Below are 19419 nucleotides of genomic sequence, written 5' to 3' on the forward strand. Positions count from 1 at the left end.
CAAACAGCATAAATTGCTCGTTTTTCTTACAATGGCTGGTTTTAAGTTAAAAAGTTACTTTTCTAGTAGGTGCTGGAGAAGTTCTCCATTGAGCATCGCTCGTTTTGTTAGTGCAAAGGCACCAATTGCAGAACGATGGTCAAGCTCTGAAATTACCACTGGTAGTTCTTCTCTAAATTCCTTTAACACTTGTGTGTTAATACAGCTTTGAATAGAAGGGAATAATATTTCAGCAGCTTCTGTTAACTCACCTGCAAGTACAACTTTTTGTGGATTAAATAAGTTGATGGCAATGGCTATTGCTTTACCTAAATGTAAGCCTACTTGTTTAATTGTCTCAACGGCCAAAGGATCATTTTTTACTGCCGCACGGCAGATGTCTTGGATTTGACACTGCGTTGGCGATAAGTACTGGCTTGGATAGCCTTGCTCCAGCTGATAGCGTACTTTTGCTTCTATTGCGGGATTCGAAGCTATCGTTTCTAAGCAACCAAAATTGCCACAGTGGCATCGTTCACCAAGAGGATCTATTTGGATATGGCCAATTTCGCCTAAGTTGCCTCGTTGGTTGAGTAAGATCTTATTATTAATAATAACACCAGCACCGGCACCTCGATGAATGCGCACTAATAAGGAGTCTTCACAATTGCGGGTAGCTCCAAAGTAATTTTCTGCTAAGGCTAGGCTGCGAATATCGTGTCCCGCATAACAAGGAAGGCTAAAGCGTTTTTCAAGGCTTTCAACTAATGCCCAATTATCAACCTTCATATGAGGCATATAACGGACAATTCCTTTATTAGGATCAACCAATCCTGGCAAAATCACTGAAATAGAAATAAGCTCACGAATGCGACGTTGATTTTGTTTAATAAAATCATCAATAGCATTAATGAGTCGTAGTTCTATTTCATGCTGAGTGCTTTGTTCGATAGGATAATGCTGATCAACCAACACTTTGCCTGAAAGATCATAAAGCGCAAGGGTGACATCGTTACGTCCTAAACGCACACTCACTGTATTGAAGTTACGATGCTCAACGACAATAGAAATTGCACGACGCCCGCCGGTTGAAGCTTGTTGGTCAACTTCTTTAATTAATCCGCGCTCTAGTAGCTGACGAGTAATTTTAGTGACACTGGCAGGGGCCAACTGACTTTGTTCGGCAATTTGGATACGGGAAATCGGCCCGTGTTGATCAATTAGCCGGTAAACTATCGCACTGTTAAGTTGCTTAACAAGATCGATATTGCCAATTTGCGTTTCAGTGTTGTTATGACTCATCAGCATATACACCCATTAGTTATCTGTTATTTCAATACCATTGACAAAAGTAGTACAAAGGTTGAAGTCCTTATCAAATGAAGTGAGGTTAGCAACCTTTCCTGCTTCAATTGTGCCTAGTTCTTTATCAGCGCCGATAGCTCGAGCAGGATAAAGTGTTGCCATTCGCAATGTTTCATCTAATGGAATGCCAACATGAATAACGCTATTTTTTATCGCATCAATCATGGTAAGCGATGAGCCACTTAATGTGCCATCAGCATCAACACAAAGACCATTACGATAATATATGGTTTTTCCTGCGAAAACGAAGCTATCCATCTCATTTTTATTAGGATCTAGCCCAGCAGGTGCGGTTGCATCTGTCACTAAGAGCAGCTTTTCGCCTTTTAAACGTTTACTGTTACGAATATTTGCCCATGAAACATGTAAACCGTCGGCAATTATACCAGCATATACCTCTGGTGTATCATAAATAGCGCCAACTAAGCCTGGACCTCGGCCTGTAATATAAGGCATGGCATTATAAAGATGGGTCGATAATGAAATCCCCGTACGGAATCCTTTACGAGCTTCTTCATATGTAGAGTTAGAATGGCCAGCTGAAACAACAATGCCTGCTTGAATTAATTGACGAATATATTTTTCATCAACCATTTCAGGTGCAAGAGTGATTTTAGTAATAACGTCGGCGTTATGACATAAATAGTCAATCATATCGGCACTTGGTTGGCGAATAAATTGAGGATCATGGGTCCCTTTTTTAATCACATTAATATAAGGACCTTCTAAATGCAGACCTAATACCTTATTTTTATGTTTCTTCATATAGGTACGAGTTGCTTCAATCCCTATTTTCATTAACTCATCAGAACAGGTAATTAAAGTAGGTAGATAGCTTGTACAACCTAAGCGCTCATTGGCTTTTTGCATAATTTCTAACGTTTCAACGGTGACATTTTCTGGTGTATCGTTAAACTGTACACCACCGCAGCCATTGACTTGTAAATCAATAAAACCAGGCGAAAGAATTGCACCTTTCATATCACGGACGGTAATGTTTTCTGGCAGTTGGTCCTGTGGACAAATCTGCTCAATACGGGAGCCGTTAATAATAATGGCGTGATTTTCTAAACGGTCATAACCTGTATAAATAACAGCATTTGTTAAGGCAAACATACCTTAGTCTCCTGATAAGGGAAGTAAATCGAAAATCCGATATCAGCCAGAAAAGACTGGCTGATAATAAAGAGAGTTTAGTCTTTTTCCACCAATTTAATAAATTGGGTACTTATCACTAAACTTAATCTTGGTATTTCTGACACTCTAGCGCTTCGATTTGTTGAAAATAACGTAATGTTTTAACACGTAATTCCATTGTGGCAGGGTCATCACAGACTAAAAGTGCTTTTGGATGTAATTGAACACAAGAAATTGTCCACATATGATTCACTGCGCCTTCAGTTGCAGCTTGAACCGCTTGCGCTTTATTGAACCCTGTTGCCAAAATCATTAATTCTTCGGCATCTAATAACGTACCCACACCCACAGTAAGTGCATATTTAGGAACTTGATTGATATCATTGCCAAAGAAACGAGAGTTCGCTAAACGTGTATCTTCTGTTAGCGTTTTCATGCGGGTGCGTGATGCTAAAGATGAAGCCGGTTCATTAAATGCGATATGACCATCGTTGCCTACACCCCCCATAAACAGATTGATTTTGCCATAAGACTTAATTTTTGCCTCATAACGTGCACATTCTGCAGTTGGATCGGATGCATTGCCATTTAATAAATTGATATTTTCATCTTTAATATCAATATGGTTAAAAAAGTTTTCATACATAAAAGTACGGTAACTTTGTGAATGATCAGAAGGAATACCAATGTATTCATCCATATTGAAGGTAACAACATGCTGAAAACTGACTTTTCCTGCACGATGCAACTCAATTAACTCTTTATACGTAGCTAATGGTGTACCACCAGTAGGTAAACCAAGTACAAAAGGGTGTTCAGCCGTTGGATTAAACGCATTGATCCTCTCAACGATATGATTTGCTGACCATTTTCCCACTTGCTTTGCTGTGGATAGGGGGATTAACCTCATAATAACCTCATAGAAAAAAGACAAATCTGATAACTCAGTACGTTATATTTCATCGTGTGATTATCAGTGACTCATCTATAACACGAATTTATCTCGTTTTTTAGTCGATGAACGTCTTGTCCACTGAAAAGATATTTTTAATCATAAAATAAGCTTTCTGACTTAGCCAGCATTTCAGTCAAAAAATATACGATATTGGTGACTTTAGTCACAAATTAGCACTAATTAATTTGCGATACGAAATAATTTTTTTAGACTAAAAATGAATTAAATAATTAGCTCATCAATTTTGTTATAAAATATATATGAGTATGAATAAGATCCCAATATAGGGGCTATCCAAGGGGGAGTTTGTGAATATTTTAAGTTATCTGCAGAAAATAGGGCGGGCACTGATGGTGCCAGTCGCTACACTGCCTGCAGCTGCAATACTGATGGGGATTGGATATTGGATTGACCCAGTAGGTTGGGGGAGCGATAACGCGCTAGCCGCCTTACTGATTAAATCTGGTGCTGCAATCATCGATAATATGTCAGTCTTGTTTGCTATAGGTGTTGCTTATGGTATGTCAAAAGACAAAGACGGCGCTGCTGCTTTAACAGGTTTTGTGGGTTTCTTGGTTGTCACAACACTCTGTTCACCTGCTGCAGTTTCAATGATTAAAGGGCTTCCGCTAGCAGAAGTACCTGTCGCTTTTGGTAAAATCAATAACCAATTCGTCGGTATTCTGGTCGGGGTTTTATCTGCTGAACTTTATAACCGTTTTAGTGGGGTTGAACTACCTCGTGCGCTCTCTTTCTTTAGTGGTCGCCGTTTAGTACCAATCTTAACTTCGTTCTTAATGATCATCGTTGCATTTATTTTGATGTATATCTGGCCTGTTATTTATGGCGGATTAGTCAGCTTCGGTGAAAGTATTAAAGATATGGGGGCATTAGGCGCAGGTATTTATGCATTCTTTAACCGTTTATTAATTCCGGTTGGCTTACACCATGCATTAAACTCTGTATTCTGGTTTGATGTGGCTGGAATTAACGATATTCCTAACTTCCTTGCCGGTCAGCAAGCTATTGATTCTGGCTTAGCTACAGTGGGTGTTACGGGACGTTATCAAGCGGGTTTCTTCCCTGTTATGATGTTTGGTTTACCAGGTGCTGCACTGGCGATTTATCACTGTGCACGTAAAGAACATAAGGCAAAAGTTGCGGGTATCATGATGGCGGGTGCATTTGCTGCATTCTTCACCGGGATTACTGAGCCACTTGAATTCTCATTTATGTTCGTTGCTCCAGTGTTATATGTTATCCATGCTTTCTTAATGGCGATTTCTGTTTATATCGCAGCAAGTATGGAATGGATTTCTGGGTTCGGCTTTAGTGCGGGTATGGTGGATATGTTCTTATCATCACGTAACCCATTAGCTGTTCACTGGTATATGCTGATTGTTCAGGGGATTGTTTTCTTCTTCATTTACTACGGTATATTCCGTTTCACTATCACCAAATTCAACCTGAAAACACCTGGTCGTGAAGATGAAGTCTCTGGTGATGAAACGGCTGATGGTTACGATGAAGATGTAAAAACAGCGCCAAAAAATAGCAAAGAAGGTATTCAGCAAGAAGCTCGTCAATATATTGCGGCTATTGGTGGCTCTGATAACTTAACGGGTATTGATGCTTGTATCACTCGCTTGCGCCTTAATGTAAAAGATTCCAGCATTGTTAATGATGCTTATGCTAAACGTTTAGGTGCGTCAGGTGTTATCCGTTTAAATAAGCAAAGTGTTCAGGTTATTGTTGGAACACGCGCAGAATTAGTTGCTAGCGCAATGCGTGATGTATTAACACAAGGCCCAGTTCCTGCTTATGCTGGTGGTGCCTCATCTTCTATTTCTACTGAGAAGGCTGCGGTAGTAAAAGAAAATACGCATGCAAAAGTTGTCCTCAATATGATTGCACCTTTTGATGGTGAAGTTATTGCATTAAAAGATGTACCTGATGAGGCGTTCTCTAGTGGTGTTGTGGGTGATGGTATTGCTATTAAACCTACATCTAACATTGTTATGGCGCCTGCGGCTGGTACTGTCGTCAAGATTTTTGACACAAATCATGCATTCTGTATTGAAACTAATGAAGGGGCTGAAATTATCGTTCATATGGGTATTGATACAGTAACCTTGGGCGGTAAAGGCTTTAAACGCTTAGTCGAAGAAGGCACTGAGGTTACATTAGGCCAAGGCATATTAGAATTAGATCTTGATTATTTAAATGCCAATGCTAAATCGATGATAAGCCCAGTTATTGTCAGTAATATCGATGATTTCGATAAAATTGCAGAACAAGTATCAGGCGACGTTGTTGGAAATAAAACGGTCATCTATAAAGTATTAAAATAAATTTCATATAGATATTTAATCCTCTATAAAGAGATGGTTAAATAAGACGATAAAACGGGGAGTCTTTCAAACTTCCCGTTTTTTTATCCCTATTTTGATAAATATCTTGGCGGTGTATTTCGCTAGGGTATTTATGAAACCCACTTATTGGATTATAGTGGGTTAATTATGCGTTTTGCTTTGAGGAAAAAATGACCATGAATGAGGCAGATGCCCGCCCAACCAATTTTATTCGTCAAATTATCGACGAAGATCTGGCTACAGGGAAACATAACAGTGTCCATACCCGTTTCCCACCTGAACCTAATGGCTACCTTCACATTGGCCATGCGAAATCAATTTGTTTAAATTTTGGTATTGCTCAAGATTACCAGGGTAAATGTAATTTACGTTTTGATGATACAAACCCAGTAAAAGAAGATATTGAGTATATTAATTCTATTCAAAAAGATGTTCAGTGGTTAGGTTTCCAATGGGATGGTAACATTCATTACTCCTCTGACTATTTTGACCAGCTTTATAATTACGCAATAGAGCTAATCAATAAAGGTTTAGCTTATGTTGATGAACTGAGTGCTGAAGAGATCCGTGAATACCGCGGTACATTAAAAGAGCCAGGTAAAAATAGCCCTTATCGGTCACGTAGCGTAGAAGAAAACTTAGCACTATTTGAAAAAATGCGTGCTGGTGAATTTGCAGAAGGTAAGGCTTGTTTACGTGCAAAAATCGATATGGCATCTTCATTTATCGTAATGCGTGATCCTGTGCTTTATCGAATTAAATTCGCAGAACATCACCAAACGGGTAATAAATGGTGTATTTATCCAATGTATGATTTTACCCATTGTATTTCTGATGCATTGGAAAATATCACACATTCTCTGTGTACTTTAGAGTTTCAAGATAATCGTCGTTTATATGATTGGGTGCTGGATAACATTACTATTCCTTGTCATCCTCGTCAGTACGAATTTTCACGCCTTAACCTTGAATACACTGTAATGTCTAAGCGTAAGCTTAACCAGTTAGTGACAGAGCATATTGTTGAAGGTTGGGATGACCCGCGTATGCTAACCATTTCTGGTTTACGCCGTCGTGGTTATACTGCTAGTTCTATTCGTGAATTTTGTCAGCGTATTGGTGTGACCAAACAAGAAAACAACGTTGAAATGGCCGCGTTAGAATCTTGTATTCGTGATGATTTAAACGAAAATGCACCACGTGCAATGGCCGTTATCGATCCTGTTCGCTTAGTGATTGAAAATATGCCAGAAGGCGAAGAGATCCTGACTGCGCCTAATCATCCGAATAAGCCAGAAATGGGAACACGTGAAGTACCTTTTAGTCGTGAAATTTATATTGATCGTGCTGATTTTAAAGAAGAAGCCAATCGTCAATATAAACGCCTAGTATTAGATAAAGAAGTACGTTTACGTAATGCTTATGTGATTAAAGCTGTCCGTGTTGAGAAAGACGAACAAGGTGAAATTACTACTATTTACTGTACTTACGACCCAGAGACTTTAAATAAAGATCCTGCTGATGGACGTAAAGTAAAAGGGGTTATTCATTGGGTAAGTATCCCACATGCTATTCCTGCTGAAATTCGTCTTTATGACCGTTTATTTAGCGTTGCTAACCCAGCGGCAGAAGATGATTTCTTAGCAACGATTAACCCAGAATCATTAGTTATTCGTCAAGGTTTTGTGGAGCGTAGTCTGAAAGGCGCTGAAATCGAAAAAGCTTACCAGTTTGAGCGTGAAGGTTATTTCTGTGCTGATAAGCTCTCGACTGCGGATAAACTTGTTTTCAACCGTACCGTCGGTTTACGCGATACTTGGGCGAAGATTTCTCAGCAAGGCTGATAAGTTTTTATCAATTAAGCGTTAATTAAATAAAATGCTCGATATTTATTATCGAGCATTTTTTGTTTTTCTCGTTTTATTTATTATTAAATAGTTTAGTGACTGCATTACTTTTTATTTTAATATATAAAATCTATATTTATTTATAAAACTAGTTATTTTCTATCATCAATATAATAAATCACTTTTGAAATAGTTAATTTTAGAGCGTTTTATTCTTCTGTTTTTATGAGTTATTACACAAAATAAGACTGTAATTAATGAAATGTGATTTATGACACATATTTTTTGTTGTTAAAAAAGTTCTTTTATAAGAGATACTTATTATTATCAATTGTAAAAAACAAATCTAATATCATTAAATGATTAACAATAAAGTCTTTTTAAATCAATCTATTAATTTTAATTTTGCCGATACAGCACAAAAGAAAAAAATGAAACATATTTTTAGTTATGTGCCCTTGGTCATATTTTGATAAAAATTCTATTTTTTAGGTTGATAATTCGCGTCGCGAAAAATATGCTGTTTCTAACCTAATTTAGGTTTTTTCCCCACTTGGGGTTTTATATTTGGAAATAGGCATTGTGCTTATTTCTTTTTTAGTCAAAGTCAAAGAGGAAACAATGCTATGGTTATGCAATATGCTAAACCAGGCAGGGTAGCACTTGCCGTTATGGGCGCATTGCTGGTAACTGCTTTACCTGCTCATGTGTCTTATGCTGAAGGATTTATTGATGACTCGACCTTAACTGGGGGTCTTTATTATTGGCAACGTGACCGTGATAGAAAACAGGTAGAACCGGGTAGCCCCGATCACGGAAAATATAAAGCCAACTTACACCACTCTTCTGCTAATGCTAATTTAGATTTTTCATCGGGTTATTTGGGGAATTTTATTGGTATCGATTTAGCCGCTTTTGGTGCGCTAGAACTGAATACCAGTGGGCCTGCTGCGCCGAATGAAATAGGTTTTAGTGATGCTAAAAGTCGTTGGGATGAAAAATGGACCGGCGACCGCAGTGGCATGAGTGTTTACAAAGCTGCTGCTAAATTTAAATTAGGTAATTTTTGGGCTCAAGGGGGGTATATCCAACCTAAAGGTCAAACGTTATTACGTCCTCATTGGAGTTTCTTACCAGGAACTTATCGCGGTGCTGAGGCGGGTGCAGTTTTCGATTTTGATAAAAGCGGTGAGTTATCGTTCTCATATATGTGGACGGATGAATACAAAGCACCGTGGTATCGGAATATGTATAACTTCCGTAAAGCTGACCTAGAAACAAATATCAGTTATCTCCATTCTTTTGGCGCAAAATATGATTTTAAAAATAGCCTCGTTTTAGAAGCTGCTTATGGCCAAGCTGACGGTTATATTGATCAATATTTTGGTAAGGCTTCTTATAATTTCCCTATCGGTGATAATGAATTAAGAACTTCATATCAGTTCTACGGGGCTAAAGATAAAGTCACTGGTGGCGGTGTTAATGATGTTTATGATGGGCTGGCATGGTTACAAGCATTAACTTTTGGTTATACCCATAATGTGTTTGATTTTAAAGTCGAAGGTACTTGGGTTAAAGCTGAGGGGAATCAAGGCTACTTCTTACAGCGTATGACTCCGGGTTGGGCAACATCGAATGGTCGTCTTGATATTTGGTGGGATGGCCGTTCAGATTTTAACGCCAATGGCGAAAAAGCACTTTATGCTGGTGTGATGTATGATCTGAAAAACTGGGATCTTTCTGGTTGGGCAGTGGGTACTTCTTATATTTATGCATGGGATGCTAAACCAAGTGGGAATGCTATTTACGACCAAAATAAACGTATCAGAGAAAGTGCATGGAATGCGGATATTATGTATACGGTTCAAGAAGGTCGAGCAAAAGGTACGCTGTTTAAATTGCACTATACCCGTTATGACAACCATTCTGATATTCCTAGCTACGATGGTGGTTTCGGTAATATATTCCAAGATGAAAAAGACGTTAAATTTAACGTAATAATGCCATTTACTATTTTTTAAGTTAATGGCGAGGATAAAGTGTATTCATTCGCACTTTATCCTTAATAAGAATAGCCGTGAAATAAATAGACAATACATAAATCCGGTAAATACGTTAGTCATAAGTAAAGTTGTTAGAAGTGAAAGAGTAGTTAGAGGGTCATTGTTATCACGCAGTAAAAAGAGTAAGGCTGTAATGAAGTAAAAGTCGTCATGTCATGTCGTCAGAAATAAATTTAAGTTAATTAAGTTTATTTCATCTGCTTCAGTGAGTTATTTCGCAATATTTGCGTAAGGTATTTACCCTAAGTAAAGGCAGTCAGAGTGGGTATCGTAGTGGGGGGTAAATACCTTTCTTTTTTTCTTTTTTGAATCTTGAGAGATAATCCTTTTTGTGGCAAATTTCTTCTAATCAATTTTATTGAGCCTAATTTATTATTCTGAGTTTTATTGCATTAAGTAATGCGGGCTTTCAGGAAGAAATATGTTAAAACGATTGGATGATTTTTTATTAGAGCCCCCATTAAAACCCTTCAAAGGTATGAAACGTTTTATTGTTGAATTTCTTTTTTTTGGTATTAAAGAAGCTCGTTCATGTCTGTTTGCTGGTTTTTTCTTTTTTATATTATTTGCCACACCAAGTAATGGCATATTAGGTATACCCCGTTATGATGTTTTACTCATTCTCGCTATTATTTTTCAATTGTGGATGGTATGGGGAAAGTTAGAAACATGGGATGAATTAAAAGCTATCTGTTTTTTTCATATTGTTGGCTTTGTTATGGAGCTCTTTAAAACATCAGCAGCAATAGGTTCATGGAAATATCCAGATTTCGCTTATACAAAATTATGGGAAGTCCCTCTATTTACCGGATTTATGTATTCAGCGGTAGGGAGCTATTTAATTCAGGCATGGCGTTTTTTAAAAGTACGAATAGATCATTATCCCCCTTATTGGCTAGCTACATTAGTGGCTCTGGCAATCTATCTTAATTTTTTTTCTCATCATTTTATTGGCGATTATCGCTGGTATTTAACTGCTTTTATATTAGGGCTTTACGCTCGTAGTGTGGTTTATTTCACCCCTTATGATAAAGAGAGAAAGATGCCTCTATTACTTGCATTTGTTCTGATCGGTTTCTTTATTTGGTTGGCTGAAAATTTTGGTACTTTCTTTGGTGTGTGGCAATACCCCAATCAAATTGGTGCTTGGTCCGCGGTTCATGCGGGAAAATGGGGGTCTTGGTCATTACTGGTGATTGTGACATTTACCATTGTGGTACATCTAAAACATATTAAGCATAGTATTAGTGTAGCGAAGTAAAATTATGTTCGTTATACCATTTTATGGTGACGTCATTCTTTGACGTCATGTTATCTTATGCTAAAGTGATATCATCATGTGACGTCAATGGAATGAGTGATGATAAAGACCAAAAAACTGGGTTCCAAACACTATAAAACATTAATTGATATACTAACAATGCCACCAAAGTCAGGAATTAAATGGGATGATGTAAAGAGCTTAATGAATAATCTTGGCGGGAAGGTTAAAAATGGTAATGGTTCTAGACGAAAATTTATTTTAATGGGATCTGTTTATCAAACACACCAACCCCATCCTAGCAATGTAATGGATAAAGGCTCAGTAAATGGTTTACGTGAATGGTTTGAGAATGTGATAGGAGTAAAGCATGATTAAAAGTACAAATATCATGATAATAAGTGGGCACCCAGCATCGGTTGTTTATGAATCTGAAATTAAAGCTTTCCGTGGGCAATTTTTAGATGTAAATGGGTACTGCGATTTTGTTGCTGATAGCATTGATGGTCTACAAAAAGAAGGCACTATTTCTTTAACTGAGTTTATTGAAACTTGTGTTGAGGAAGGGATTTCCCCTTTTAAAGAAGAAGATAAGCTTAAAGCATTTACATTACGTTATCCTGCTTGGTTAGAAGCTCGCTTAAATGCAACAGTTGCAGCTCATGCTATTTCAAAAAATCAGTTCATTGTTCAGTTATTAGAGCGTGAATTAGTCACACGGTAATATTTTGTATGTGGCGTTAATCAATAAAAAAGGAACTGTAAACAGTTCCTTTTTTTTATGCGGAAATTATCCAGAATGAATTATTTCTCATCATGTGCATGGCTATCTTCTTTACAGTTACCTTCAGCACAGTGGCCGTATAAATAAAGGCTATGATTAGAAAGTTTGATACCATGGCGCTCAGCAATATTTCTTTGACGAACTTCGATAGCTTCATCAGTAAATTCTATAACTTTACCGCAATCAAGACAAATCAGGTGATCGTGGTGATGTTGTTGAGTTAATTCAAATACTGATTTACCACCTTCGAAATTATGTCGGGTAACAATACCAGCATCATCAAATTGGTTTAAGACGCGATAGACTGTTGCCAGACCAATCTCTTCACCGATATCGATGAGTTTTTTATAGAGATCTTCAGCACTGACATGATGGCACTCAGGATCCTGGAGCACTTCCAAGATCTTTAAGCGAGGAAGTGTAACTTTTAACCCAGCATTTTTTAACGCTTTATTATTGTCGGTCATGCGGATTTAATCCTGTTGCTAATGGTGAATTTAATTATGTGCTCACAAATATTGTATGTTCATTAATACTAAGATTATGACATAACACTAATGATTATAGGCATGATATTTAAAAATAAACACCCCACCTATCACACTATCTTAGCACACCATTGAATAATTATCATTCTCAATATTGAGAATATATCTTATCCCAGAATTTCGTCGAGGCTCATTTCTTCTTTGATTTGAGCAACCCAAGCGTCAACTCGTTCTTCGGTTAATTCTGGTTGGCGATCTTCGTCTATGGCTAAACCGATAAAGTGGTTATCATCTGCAAGACCTTTAGAGGCTTCAAAATGGTAACCCTCAGTTGGCCAATGACCAACAATAACCGCACCGCGAGGTTCGATAATATCGCGGATTGTACCCATTGCATCACAGAAATATTCTGCATAATCTTCTTGGTCGCCACAACCAAAGAGCGCAACAAGTTTGCCATTAAAATCAATATCTTCTAATGTAGGGAAAAAGTCATCCCAATCACATTGAGCTTCACCATAATACCAGGTAGGAATACCCAGTAACAGGATATCAAATGCTTCAATGTCTTCTTGACTGGACTTTGCGATATCATGAACTTCGGCATTATCTACGCCCAGTTTTTCTTGAAGCATTTTGGCAATATTTTCAGTGTTGCCGGTATCACTGCCGAAGAATATACCTATGATTGCCATAAAGTGAGATAACCTCTTTTATTCTATTTGTCTGTGTTTGAACAATTATGATATCAAAGATAAACATCATGTTTTCAGAGAGAAAACCAAAAACCGTATTTTGACGAAAAGAGCAGGGTAATTCTGTCGAATTTGTGTGATTTTCCTGCTAATTTTTTATTGTTGATGTTTTTCCAACGCATACGTTTGTGCTAATTGTTCCAATAATATTTCTTCAATAAGCTCACTGCGACTAACATTTTTAGCTGTCGCTAGCTCATTAAGTGCATTCACAGCTTCTTCATTTAACTTCAATTCAACTCTACGTAACCCGTTAACTCGATCTCGTCGTAATTGATTGCGTTTATTAATTCTAAGCTGTTCATCCCGAGAAAGCGGGTTTGTTTTAGGTCGCCCAGGTCTGCGTTCATTTGCGAACAAATCCAGAGTGGTGCGATCAGTTTGTTCTTTTGCCATAAAATTTGCTGCGAAAGGGCGTATACCAATGACTAAATGTGAAACGACCAATAATACCTCACATGATGATATCCCGCCACTGCTTCATGTATTTAACCTATTGTCATAGGATGTTTTTATTCATATAACATGCCATTAAGTACAATAATCGTGCATTTTATTCAATTATTGTTCTTTTAAGGCGCATTTTGAATTTAAGCTTTTGCTAAAAAACGACGAATGGCTTTGAGTACCGCTTCTGGTTTTTCTGAATGCACCCAATGTCCAGTATTTGCCACAACGAAACCCGATGCTTTTGGAAATTGACGAGCAATATCATCATGATATTCATCAAGTATATAAGGAGATAATCCACCACGAATAAATAAAATAGGGTGTTGCCAAGCAGGAACATCATCCCAACCAATAATTTGTGGATAAGCACTCTTCAATGCGGGTAAATTAAATAGCCACTGACCATTTTTAAATGATTTAAGTAGAAATTGGATAACTCCCTCTTCATTAATAAAAGGGCGCATAATCTCTATGGCGTCCTGGCGACGCGTTATTTTTGCTTCAGTGACAGCTTCAAGTGCTGTAAAAATTTTATCATGGCGGCGCACATTATAAGCTACTGGTGACATATCAATGACGACGACTTTATCCAGTCTATCCGGTGCTAATGCCGTCATTGCCATAGCAATTTTTCCTCCCATTGAATGACCGACAACAATCGCTTTCGCTATATTTAGACTATCAAGTAGCGTGATCACATCTTGTGCCATATCTAAATAATTCATGCTGTTACTGTGAGGTGAATGCCCGTGATTACGAACATCAATTTGTATTACTATATTGTCTTGTCGCAGATCGCGTGCTAATACGCCCAAATTATTAAGATCACCAAAAAGCCCATGAATCAAAACAATAGGAACTTGATTGATTTCTATTTGTGGAGAGGTTGCTGGTTGATGTAATTGATAATTTAATAATGCATTCAGTTTCATAGTTATGACCAAAATTTAGCGCGATTTTTCTCTATGATGACATGCACAATCTCGTTAGCCAACTTATGGCAGTGATATAAAAGAGTTATTGAGCAAAAAAACAATCATGTAAAAAAATTTATTAAATATCGTATAAATTGATTTTTATAGGTTTAAATACTAAAGTTGTTTAAATTGTTTGGGCTTTGATATTGCTCAATAATAAATAATTAGGATTTTATATTATTTAAGTGTTGTTGCGACATAAGGCGAGGATGTTGAGTCGTACTTGGTGTTAATAACTTCAAAGAATAGAAGATGATACTGAGATAAACAATAGGATAAATACCGAGCTAAAGCTTTGGAAAGGTTAAATTTCCAATGAATACGCTTTAAGTTATTGAAATTTTACCTATTTTGTTTTTAAAGATTATATCTTATAATCCTAATCACTTTTTTTTGAAAACAGTACTGGGTAGCAATGAAAAAGATAGAAATTGATGACGAACTTTACCGCTATATTGCTAGCGAAACTAGACATATCGGTGAAAGCGCTTCAGATATTTTAAGGCGTCTGCTTAAGTTTGATGCCTCACAGCCCGTACAGCCAGTCGTTGTCACTGAGTCAGTACAAGCGCCTGTTATTAAACAGGAAGTAGAGCCTAAACCTGTCGCACCAGCAAAAAATCCGATCCGTGAAATGCGTGAATTGTTGTTATCTGACAGTTATGCAGAAAAGACGAAATCCGTTGATCGCTTTTTACAGATCCTTTCTACGTTATATAACTTAGATAGTGCTACTTTTACCCAATCGGCTGAAACAGTACATGGACGCACACGAGTTTATTTTGCGGGTGATGAACAAACGTTACTCGATAGTGGGCGTCATACTAAACCCCGTCATATTTCAGGTACGCCATTTTGGGTTATCACTAACTCAAATACAGAGCGTAAAAGAACGATGGTACAAAGCATTATGCAGGACATGCAATTCCCTGCAAATGAGATTGATAAGGTGTGTGGAACTATCTAAACACTATTATTAATTTGATTCATTGCAAAGGCTTTTGTTAAAGCGTGATTGTGATGTCAAATAGGAGAAGATTTGTGGCAATTCATTCAAGAGCAGGGCAGCATACGCGCCAAAGTGATCTTATTAATGTTGCGCAATTAACAGCACAATATTATTCGCTAAAACCGCAAGTTAGCAATAGCGCTCACCGCGTGAAATTTGGTACATCAGGTCATCGTGGTAGTTCAAATCGCCAAAGCTTTAATGAAGCACATATTCTTGCTATTGCTCAAGCTATCGCAGAAGTTCGTACTAAAAATGGTGTAACTGGGCCATGTTATGTGGGTAAAGATACTCACGCATTGTCGGAGCCTGCCTTTATTTCTGTATTAGAAGTGCTTGCGGCCAATAAAGTGAAAGTCATTATTCAAGAAAATAATGGCTATACGCCGACACCTTCAGTGTCATTCTCTATTTTGACTTACAATCAAGCCCATCAAGATATTGCTGATGGTATTGTTATTACACCTTCTCATAATCCACCTGAAGATGGTGGTATTAAATATAACCCTTCTAATGGCGGGCCTGCGGATACAGATTTAACGTCAGTCATTGAGCAACGCGCTAATGAGCTATTAGAACAAGGGCTAAAGGGCGTAAAACGACTTTCTTATAACGATGCGTTAGCCAGTGGTTTTATCCAAGAGCAAGACCTGATAATGCCTTATGTCACTGCATTAGGCGATGTTGTTGACATGAAAGCGATTAAAAAAGCAGGTTTGAAATTGGGTGTTGATCCATTAGGTGGATCGGGAATCGAATATTGGAAACGTATTGCTGAATATTATGAACTTGATCTTGAATTAGTAAACGATCAAGTTGATCAAACTTTCCGCTTTATGACTCTGGATCATGATGGTGTTATTAGAATGGATTGTTCATCACCGTGGGCAATGGAAGGTTTGTTACAACTACGTGATAAATTTGATTTAGCTTTTGCTAACGACCCAGATTATGACCGTCATGGCATTGTAACGCCATCAGGATTAATGAATCCTAATCACTATTTAGCCGCAGCCATTAACTATCTTTTCCGTCATCGTCCACAATGGTCTGACAATGTGAAAGTTGGTAAAACATTGGTTTCGAGTGCGATGATTGACCGTGTTGTGGCGGATTTAGGTCGTGAATTAGTTGAAGTGCCCGTTGGTTTTAAATGGTTTGTCAACGGTTTATTTAGTGGTGAATTTGGCTTTGGTGGCGAAGAAAGCGCAGGTGCTTCTTTCTTGCGCTTTAATGGTAAGCCGTGGTCAACGGATAAAGACGGTATTATTTTATGCCTATTAGCCGCTGAAATGACCGCCGTAACAGGTAAAGATCCTCAGCAGCATTACAACGAATTAGCTGAACATTTTGGTTCCCCAAGTTATAACCGTATTCAAGCACCAGCAAGCCATGAGCAAAAAGCGTTGTTATCTCGCTTATCACCTGAAATGGTAACTGCAAGCACACTCGCTGGCGATCCTATTACTGCTCGTTTAACACATGCATCGGGTAATGGCGCATCTATCGGTGGTTTAAAAGTGATGACCGATTATGGCTGGTTTGCGGCGCGTCCTTCAGGTACTGAAGAAGCTTATAAAATTTACTGCGAAAGCTTCCGTGGTGCTGAACATCGTGAGCTTATTGAAAAAGAAGCGATAGAAATTGTGAATAATGTTTTTGCTAATAAGTAATCTATTGCATAATAAATTATCGCAATAAATCGTTGATAACGAATTTAAATACACTCTGCCGATAGGCGGAGTGTATTTTTTTAATCATTAAATATTTTTAGATCACAGCATTGATGTCTATCATTGAGGTTGATTTAGAATAAAAAATTAGAGTGGATAATCAATACAATGATAAATAATTTTGTTTTACGTAGTGTTCGTTACATGTTGGATCTTAGTGATGCTCAGGTCGTTGATATTATCAAATTAGCTGATCTCACTGTAACCAAAGAGCAAGTCAATGCATGGTTAAAAAAAGATGATGAGCCAGAGTATGTTGAATGTGATGACAATACGATGGGACATTTTTTAAATGGCTTAATTTTTTTCCGTCGTGGAAAAAATGAAAATTTCCCAGCACCAGAAGTCGAAACCAGAATAACTAATAATATTGTGCTGAAAAAACTACGTGTTGCTTTTGAGCTAAAAGATGTCGATATGCTTGATATTTTTGAGCGTGCAGATTTTAGAGTGTCTAAACCTGAATTGAGTGCTGTTTTCCGTAAACCAGGTCATAAAAACTACCGTAATTGTGGTGATCAGCTGGTAAGATATTTTCTTAAGGGCTTAACGATGACCTTACGTGGTGATGGTAAAGTCACTAAGAAATAAGTTTAAATATTATATTTAAGCTTTAATTATCCCTCATTTAATATGAGGGATTTTTTATAGTATTTTATTGAAAGAATTAGCCAATAGCCTAACTTTTCCAAATTTATGCTCGCTATTAACTTTTTATATTATTTAGCAGTAACCTGATTATTTACCAATACTCTCATTTTCCTCGCAAGTATGATTATTTTATTTTCTGATAATTTAATAATCGAAATTATTATTACAACCTCTCTCAAGTGAAGATACCTTTCTATTTTTGTTATAAATTATAAGCAAATGTTTTGTTTTTGTTTCAATACTGAAATATAACTACATATCAAGAAAAATAAAGGTGACTTTTCGCACAAAATAAGTGGTCTGATCAGTAGTAAAATTTCATCAAATGAGATAAAATTTCAGTCATTAATTTAATCTCTATGCAGGAGAGCACTATGACAGCTTATAACGAATATACAAAAAAACATGTTTTAGCCCGTCGTACTGGTGCGGTTGTGCTAGGTGTTGTGGCATTTCCTGTTATGGTTTTCCATCCTAAACGCGCTCAATTTTATAGCTATATACACCGTGTATGGTCTAAAACAAGTGATAAGCCGGTTTGGCTGGCAAAATCAGAAGTGGCGTTAGATAGCCACAAATAAGCAAATATTTAAATAACGCCTACAAATGTAGGCGTTATTTATTCTTTCGTTTTTAAGCCCATTCTTTGCATTACCAACTTATTTTTCTTATCGTCAAATAACTCTTATTTTTACGTTACAATAAACGATAATAAATCGCTTAAACGGACGTTAATTAATCTATTGCTATTTATCGTATTCTCATTGTTATATAAATAGTGGCATAAATAGAGATGTTCGTGATAACAGGGAGAAGAATGATATGAAAAATAGTGATCTTGAATTAATCATCAACGAAAAGCTGAGTATTGATAATTTTCAGGACTACGCACCGAATGGATTACAAGTGGAAGGGCGTCCTCATATTCAAAAAATAGTCACAGGTGTGACAGCTTGCCAAGCTCTGTTAGATGAAGCCGTAAAATTAGATGCAGATGCAATTTTAGTTCATCATGGTTATTTTTGGAAAAATGAGCCGACGGTTATTCGCTCGATGAAACGTAATCGCTTGAAAACATTATTGTGTAATGACATCAATCTTTATGGTTATCATTTACCATTAGATGCACATCCTATTATTGGTAATAACGCACAATTAGCTTTAAAAATGGGTGTTAAAGTTGAAGGTGAAATCATGCCTTTAGTACCTCAGGGTGTCTTTGACCTGCCATTAACGCCACTTGAATTAAAAGATCGCTTAGAAAAAGCTTTACAGCGCAATGTTCTTCATTGTGGTGATAATGCACCTGAAACGATCCGTACTATTGCTTGGTGTACTGGGGGTGGTCAAGGGTTTATCCAAGAAGCAGCAGATCAGGGTATTGATGCTTTTGTTACCGGTGAGGTTTCAGAACAAACTATTCATATTGCTAGAGAAATGGGGATTCACTTTTTTGCTGCTGGACACCATGCGACAGAACGTTATGGCATTAAAGCATTAGGCGAATGGCTTGCCCAAACTCATAATCTTGATGTGATATTTATTGATATTGATAACCCAGCTTAAATCGCTTATCAATAATAAACCTCTCCC

General features: G+C 37.3%; 18 protein-coding genes. 11 read left to right on the top strand and 7 right to left on the bottom strand.

Features of this window, described 5'->3' with window-relative positions:
* Nucleotides 1-54 precede the first annotated feature (54 nt).
* The 3 genes from nagC to nagB form a co-directional block, all read right to left on the bottom strand.
* Nucleotides 55-1287, bottom strand: a complete 1233-nt coding sequence (nagC, locus tag PH4a_RS12045) for a DNA-binding transcriptional regulator NagC (protein WP_129040017.1) — start codon at nt 1285-1287, stop codon at nt 55-57.
* Nucleotides 1288-1296: 9 nt separating this feature from the next.
* The gene (gene nagA, locus PH4a_RS12050; protein WP_129040019.1) at nt 1297-2460 is read right to left on the bottom strand and encodes an N-acetylglucosamine-6-phosphate deacetylase; all 1164 of its coding nucleotides are present in this window, start codon (nt 2458-2460) and stop codon (nt 1297-1299) included.
* A gap of 124 nt (nt 2461-2584) precedes the next feature.
* Nucleotides 2585-3391, bottom strand: a complete 807-nt coding sequence (gene nagB / locus PH4a_RS12055) for a glucosamine-6-phosphate deaminase (protein WP_064719321.1) — start codon at nt 3389-3391, stop codon at nt 2585-2587.
* Nucleotides 3392-3744: 353 nt separating this feature from the next.
* Here nagB and nagE point away from each other — a divergent pair, with 353 nt between their 5' ends.
* The 6 genes from nagE (at nt 3745) to PH4a_RS12085 (ending at nt 11703) form a co-directional block, all read left to right on the top strand.
* Nucleotides 3745-5787, top strand: a complete 2043-nt coding sequence (nagE, locus tag PH4a_RS12060; RefSeq protein WP_129040022.1) for an N-acetylglucosamine-specific PTS transporter subunit IIBC — start codon at nt 3745-3747, stop codon at nt 5785-5787.
* A gap of 197 nt (nt 5788-5984) precedes the next feature.
* A complete protein-coding gene (glnS, locus tag PH4a_RS12065; RefSeq protein WP_064719323.1) occupies nt 5985-7652 on the top strand; it encodes a glutamine--tRNA ligase in 1668 nt (555 codons plus the stop codon).
* 629 nt (nt 7653-8281) lie between these two features.
* Nucleotides 8282-9676, top strand: coding sequence for a chitoporin ChiP (gene chiP / locus PH4a_RS12070; RefSeq protein WP_129040024.1), 1395 nt, complete (start codon nt 8282-8284; stop codon nt 9674-9676).
* Between the two features lie 463 nt (nt 9677-10139).
* A complete protein-coding gene (locus PH4a_RS12075) occupies nt 10140-10979 on the top strand; it encodes a DUF817 domain-containing protein (protein WP_129040026.1) in 840 nt (279 codons plus the stop codon).
* A gap of 99 nt (nt 10980-11078) precedes the next feature.
* Nucleotides 11079-11357: a type II toxin-antitoxin system HicA family toxin gene (locus PH4a_RS12080; RefSeq protein WP_129040028.1), complete on the top strand. Its 279-nt coding sequence runs from the start codon at nt 11079-11081 to the stop codon at nt 11355-11357.
* The gene (locus tag PH4a_RS12085) at nt 11350-11703 is read left to right on the top strand and encodes a type II toxin-antitoxin system HicB family antitoxin (protein ID WP_129040030.1); all 354 of its coding nucleotides are present in this window, start codon (nt 11350-11352) and stop codon (nt 11701-11703) included. The genes PH4a_RS12080 and PH4a_RS12085 overlap by 8 nt, the downstream gene beginning before the upstream one ends.
* Nucleotides 11704-11783: 80 nt before the next feature.
* Here PH4a_RS12085 and fur read toward each other — a convergent pair whose 3' ends face one another.
* From fur to ybfF, 4 genes are all read right to left on the bottom strand, one after another.
* Nucleotides 11784-12230, bottom strand: a complete 447-nt coding sequence (gene fur, locus PH4a_RS12090; protein WP_064719328.1) for a ferric iron uptake transcriptional regulator — start codon at nt 12228-12230, stop codon at nt 11784-11786.
* 188 nt (nt 12231-12418) lie between these two features.
* Nucleotides 12419-12946 carry a flavodoxin FldA gene (gene fldA, locus PH4a_RS12095; protein WP_129040032.1) on the bottom strand — a complete coding sequence of 176 codons (528 nt, stop codon included), beginning with the start codon at nt 12944-12946 and terminating at the stop codon, nt 12419-12421.
* A gap of 156 nt (nt 12947-13102) precedes the next feature.
* A complete protein-coding gene (gene ybfE / locus PH4a_RS12100) occupies nt 13103-13402 on the bottom strand; it encodes a LexA regulated protein (protein ID WP_064719445.1) in 300 nt (99 codons plus the stop codon).
* A gap of 194 nt (nt 13403-13596) precedes the next feature.
* Nucleotides 13597-14388, bottom strand: a complete 792-nt coding sequence (gene ybfF / locus PH4a_RS12105) for an esterase (protein ID WP_129040034.1) — start codon at nt 14386-14388, stop codon at nt 13597-13599.
* A gap of 460 nt (nt 14389-14848) precedes the next feature.
* On the opposite strand from ybfF, the gene seqA reads away from it, so the two are divergent.
* From seqA to PH4a_RS12130, 5 genes are all read left to right on the top strand, one after another.
* Nucleotides 14849-15400 (top strand): replication initiation negative regulator SeqA, encoded by a 552-nt coding sequence (seqA, locus tag PH4a_RS12110; protein ID WP_064719331.1) that lies wholly within the window; start codon nt 14849-14851, stop codon nt 15398-15400.
* 74 nt (nt 15401-15474) lie between these two features.
* Complete coding sequence (pgm, locus tag PH4a_RS12115) at nt 15475-17115, top strand: phosphoglucomutase (alpha-D-glucose-1,6-bisphosphate-dependent) (protein WP_064719332.1); 1641 nt, start codon at nt 15475-15477, stop codon at nt 17113-17115.
* Between the two features lie 168 nt (nt 17116-17283).
* Nucleotides 17284-17766 (top strand): YehS family protein, encoded by a 483-nt coding sequence (locus PH4a_RS12120; protein ID WP_064719333.1) that lies wholly within the window; start codon nt 17284-17286, stop codon nt 17764-17766.
* Nucleotides 17767-18200: 434 nt separating this feature from the next.
* Entirely contained in the window at nt 18201-18407 is a 207-nt protein-coding gene (locus PH4a_RS12125; protein ID WP_129040036.1) for a YbfA family protein, read from the top strand.
* A 241-nt stretch (nt 18408-18648) separates the two neighbouring features.
* Complete coding sequence (locus PH4a_RS12130) at nt 18649-19392, top strand: type 2 GTP cyclohydrolase I (RefSeq protein WP_129040038.1); 744 nt, start codon at nt 18649-18651, stop codon at nt 19390-19392.
* Nucleotides 19393-19419: the final 27 nt, after the last annotated feature.

This window comes from Proteus hauseri, from assembly GCF_004116975.1.
Classification (GTDB): Bacteria; Pseudomonadota; Gammaproteobacteria; order Enterobacterales; family Enterobacteriaceae; genus Proteus; species Proteus hauseri.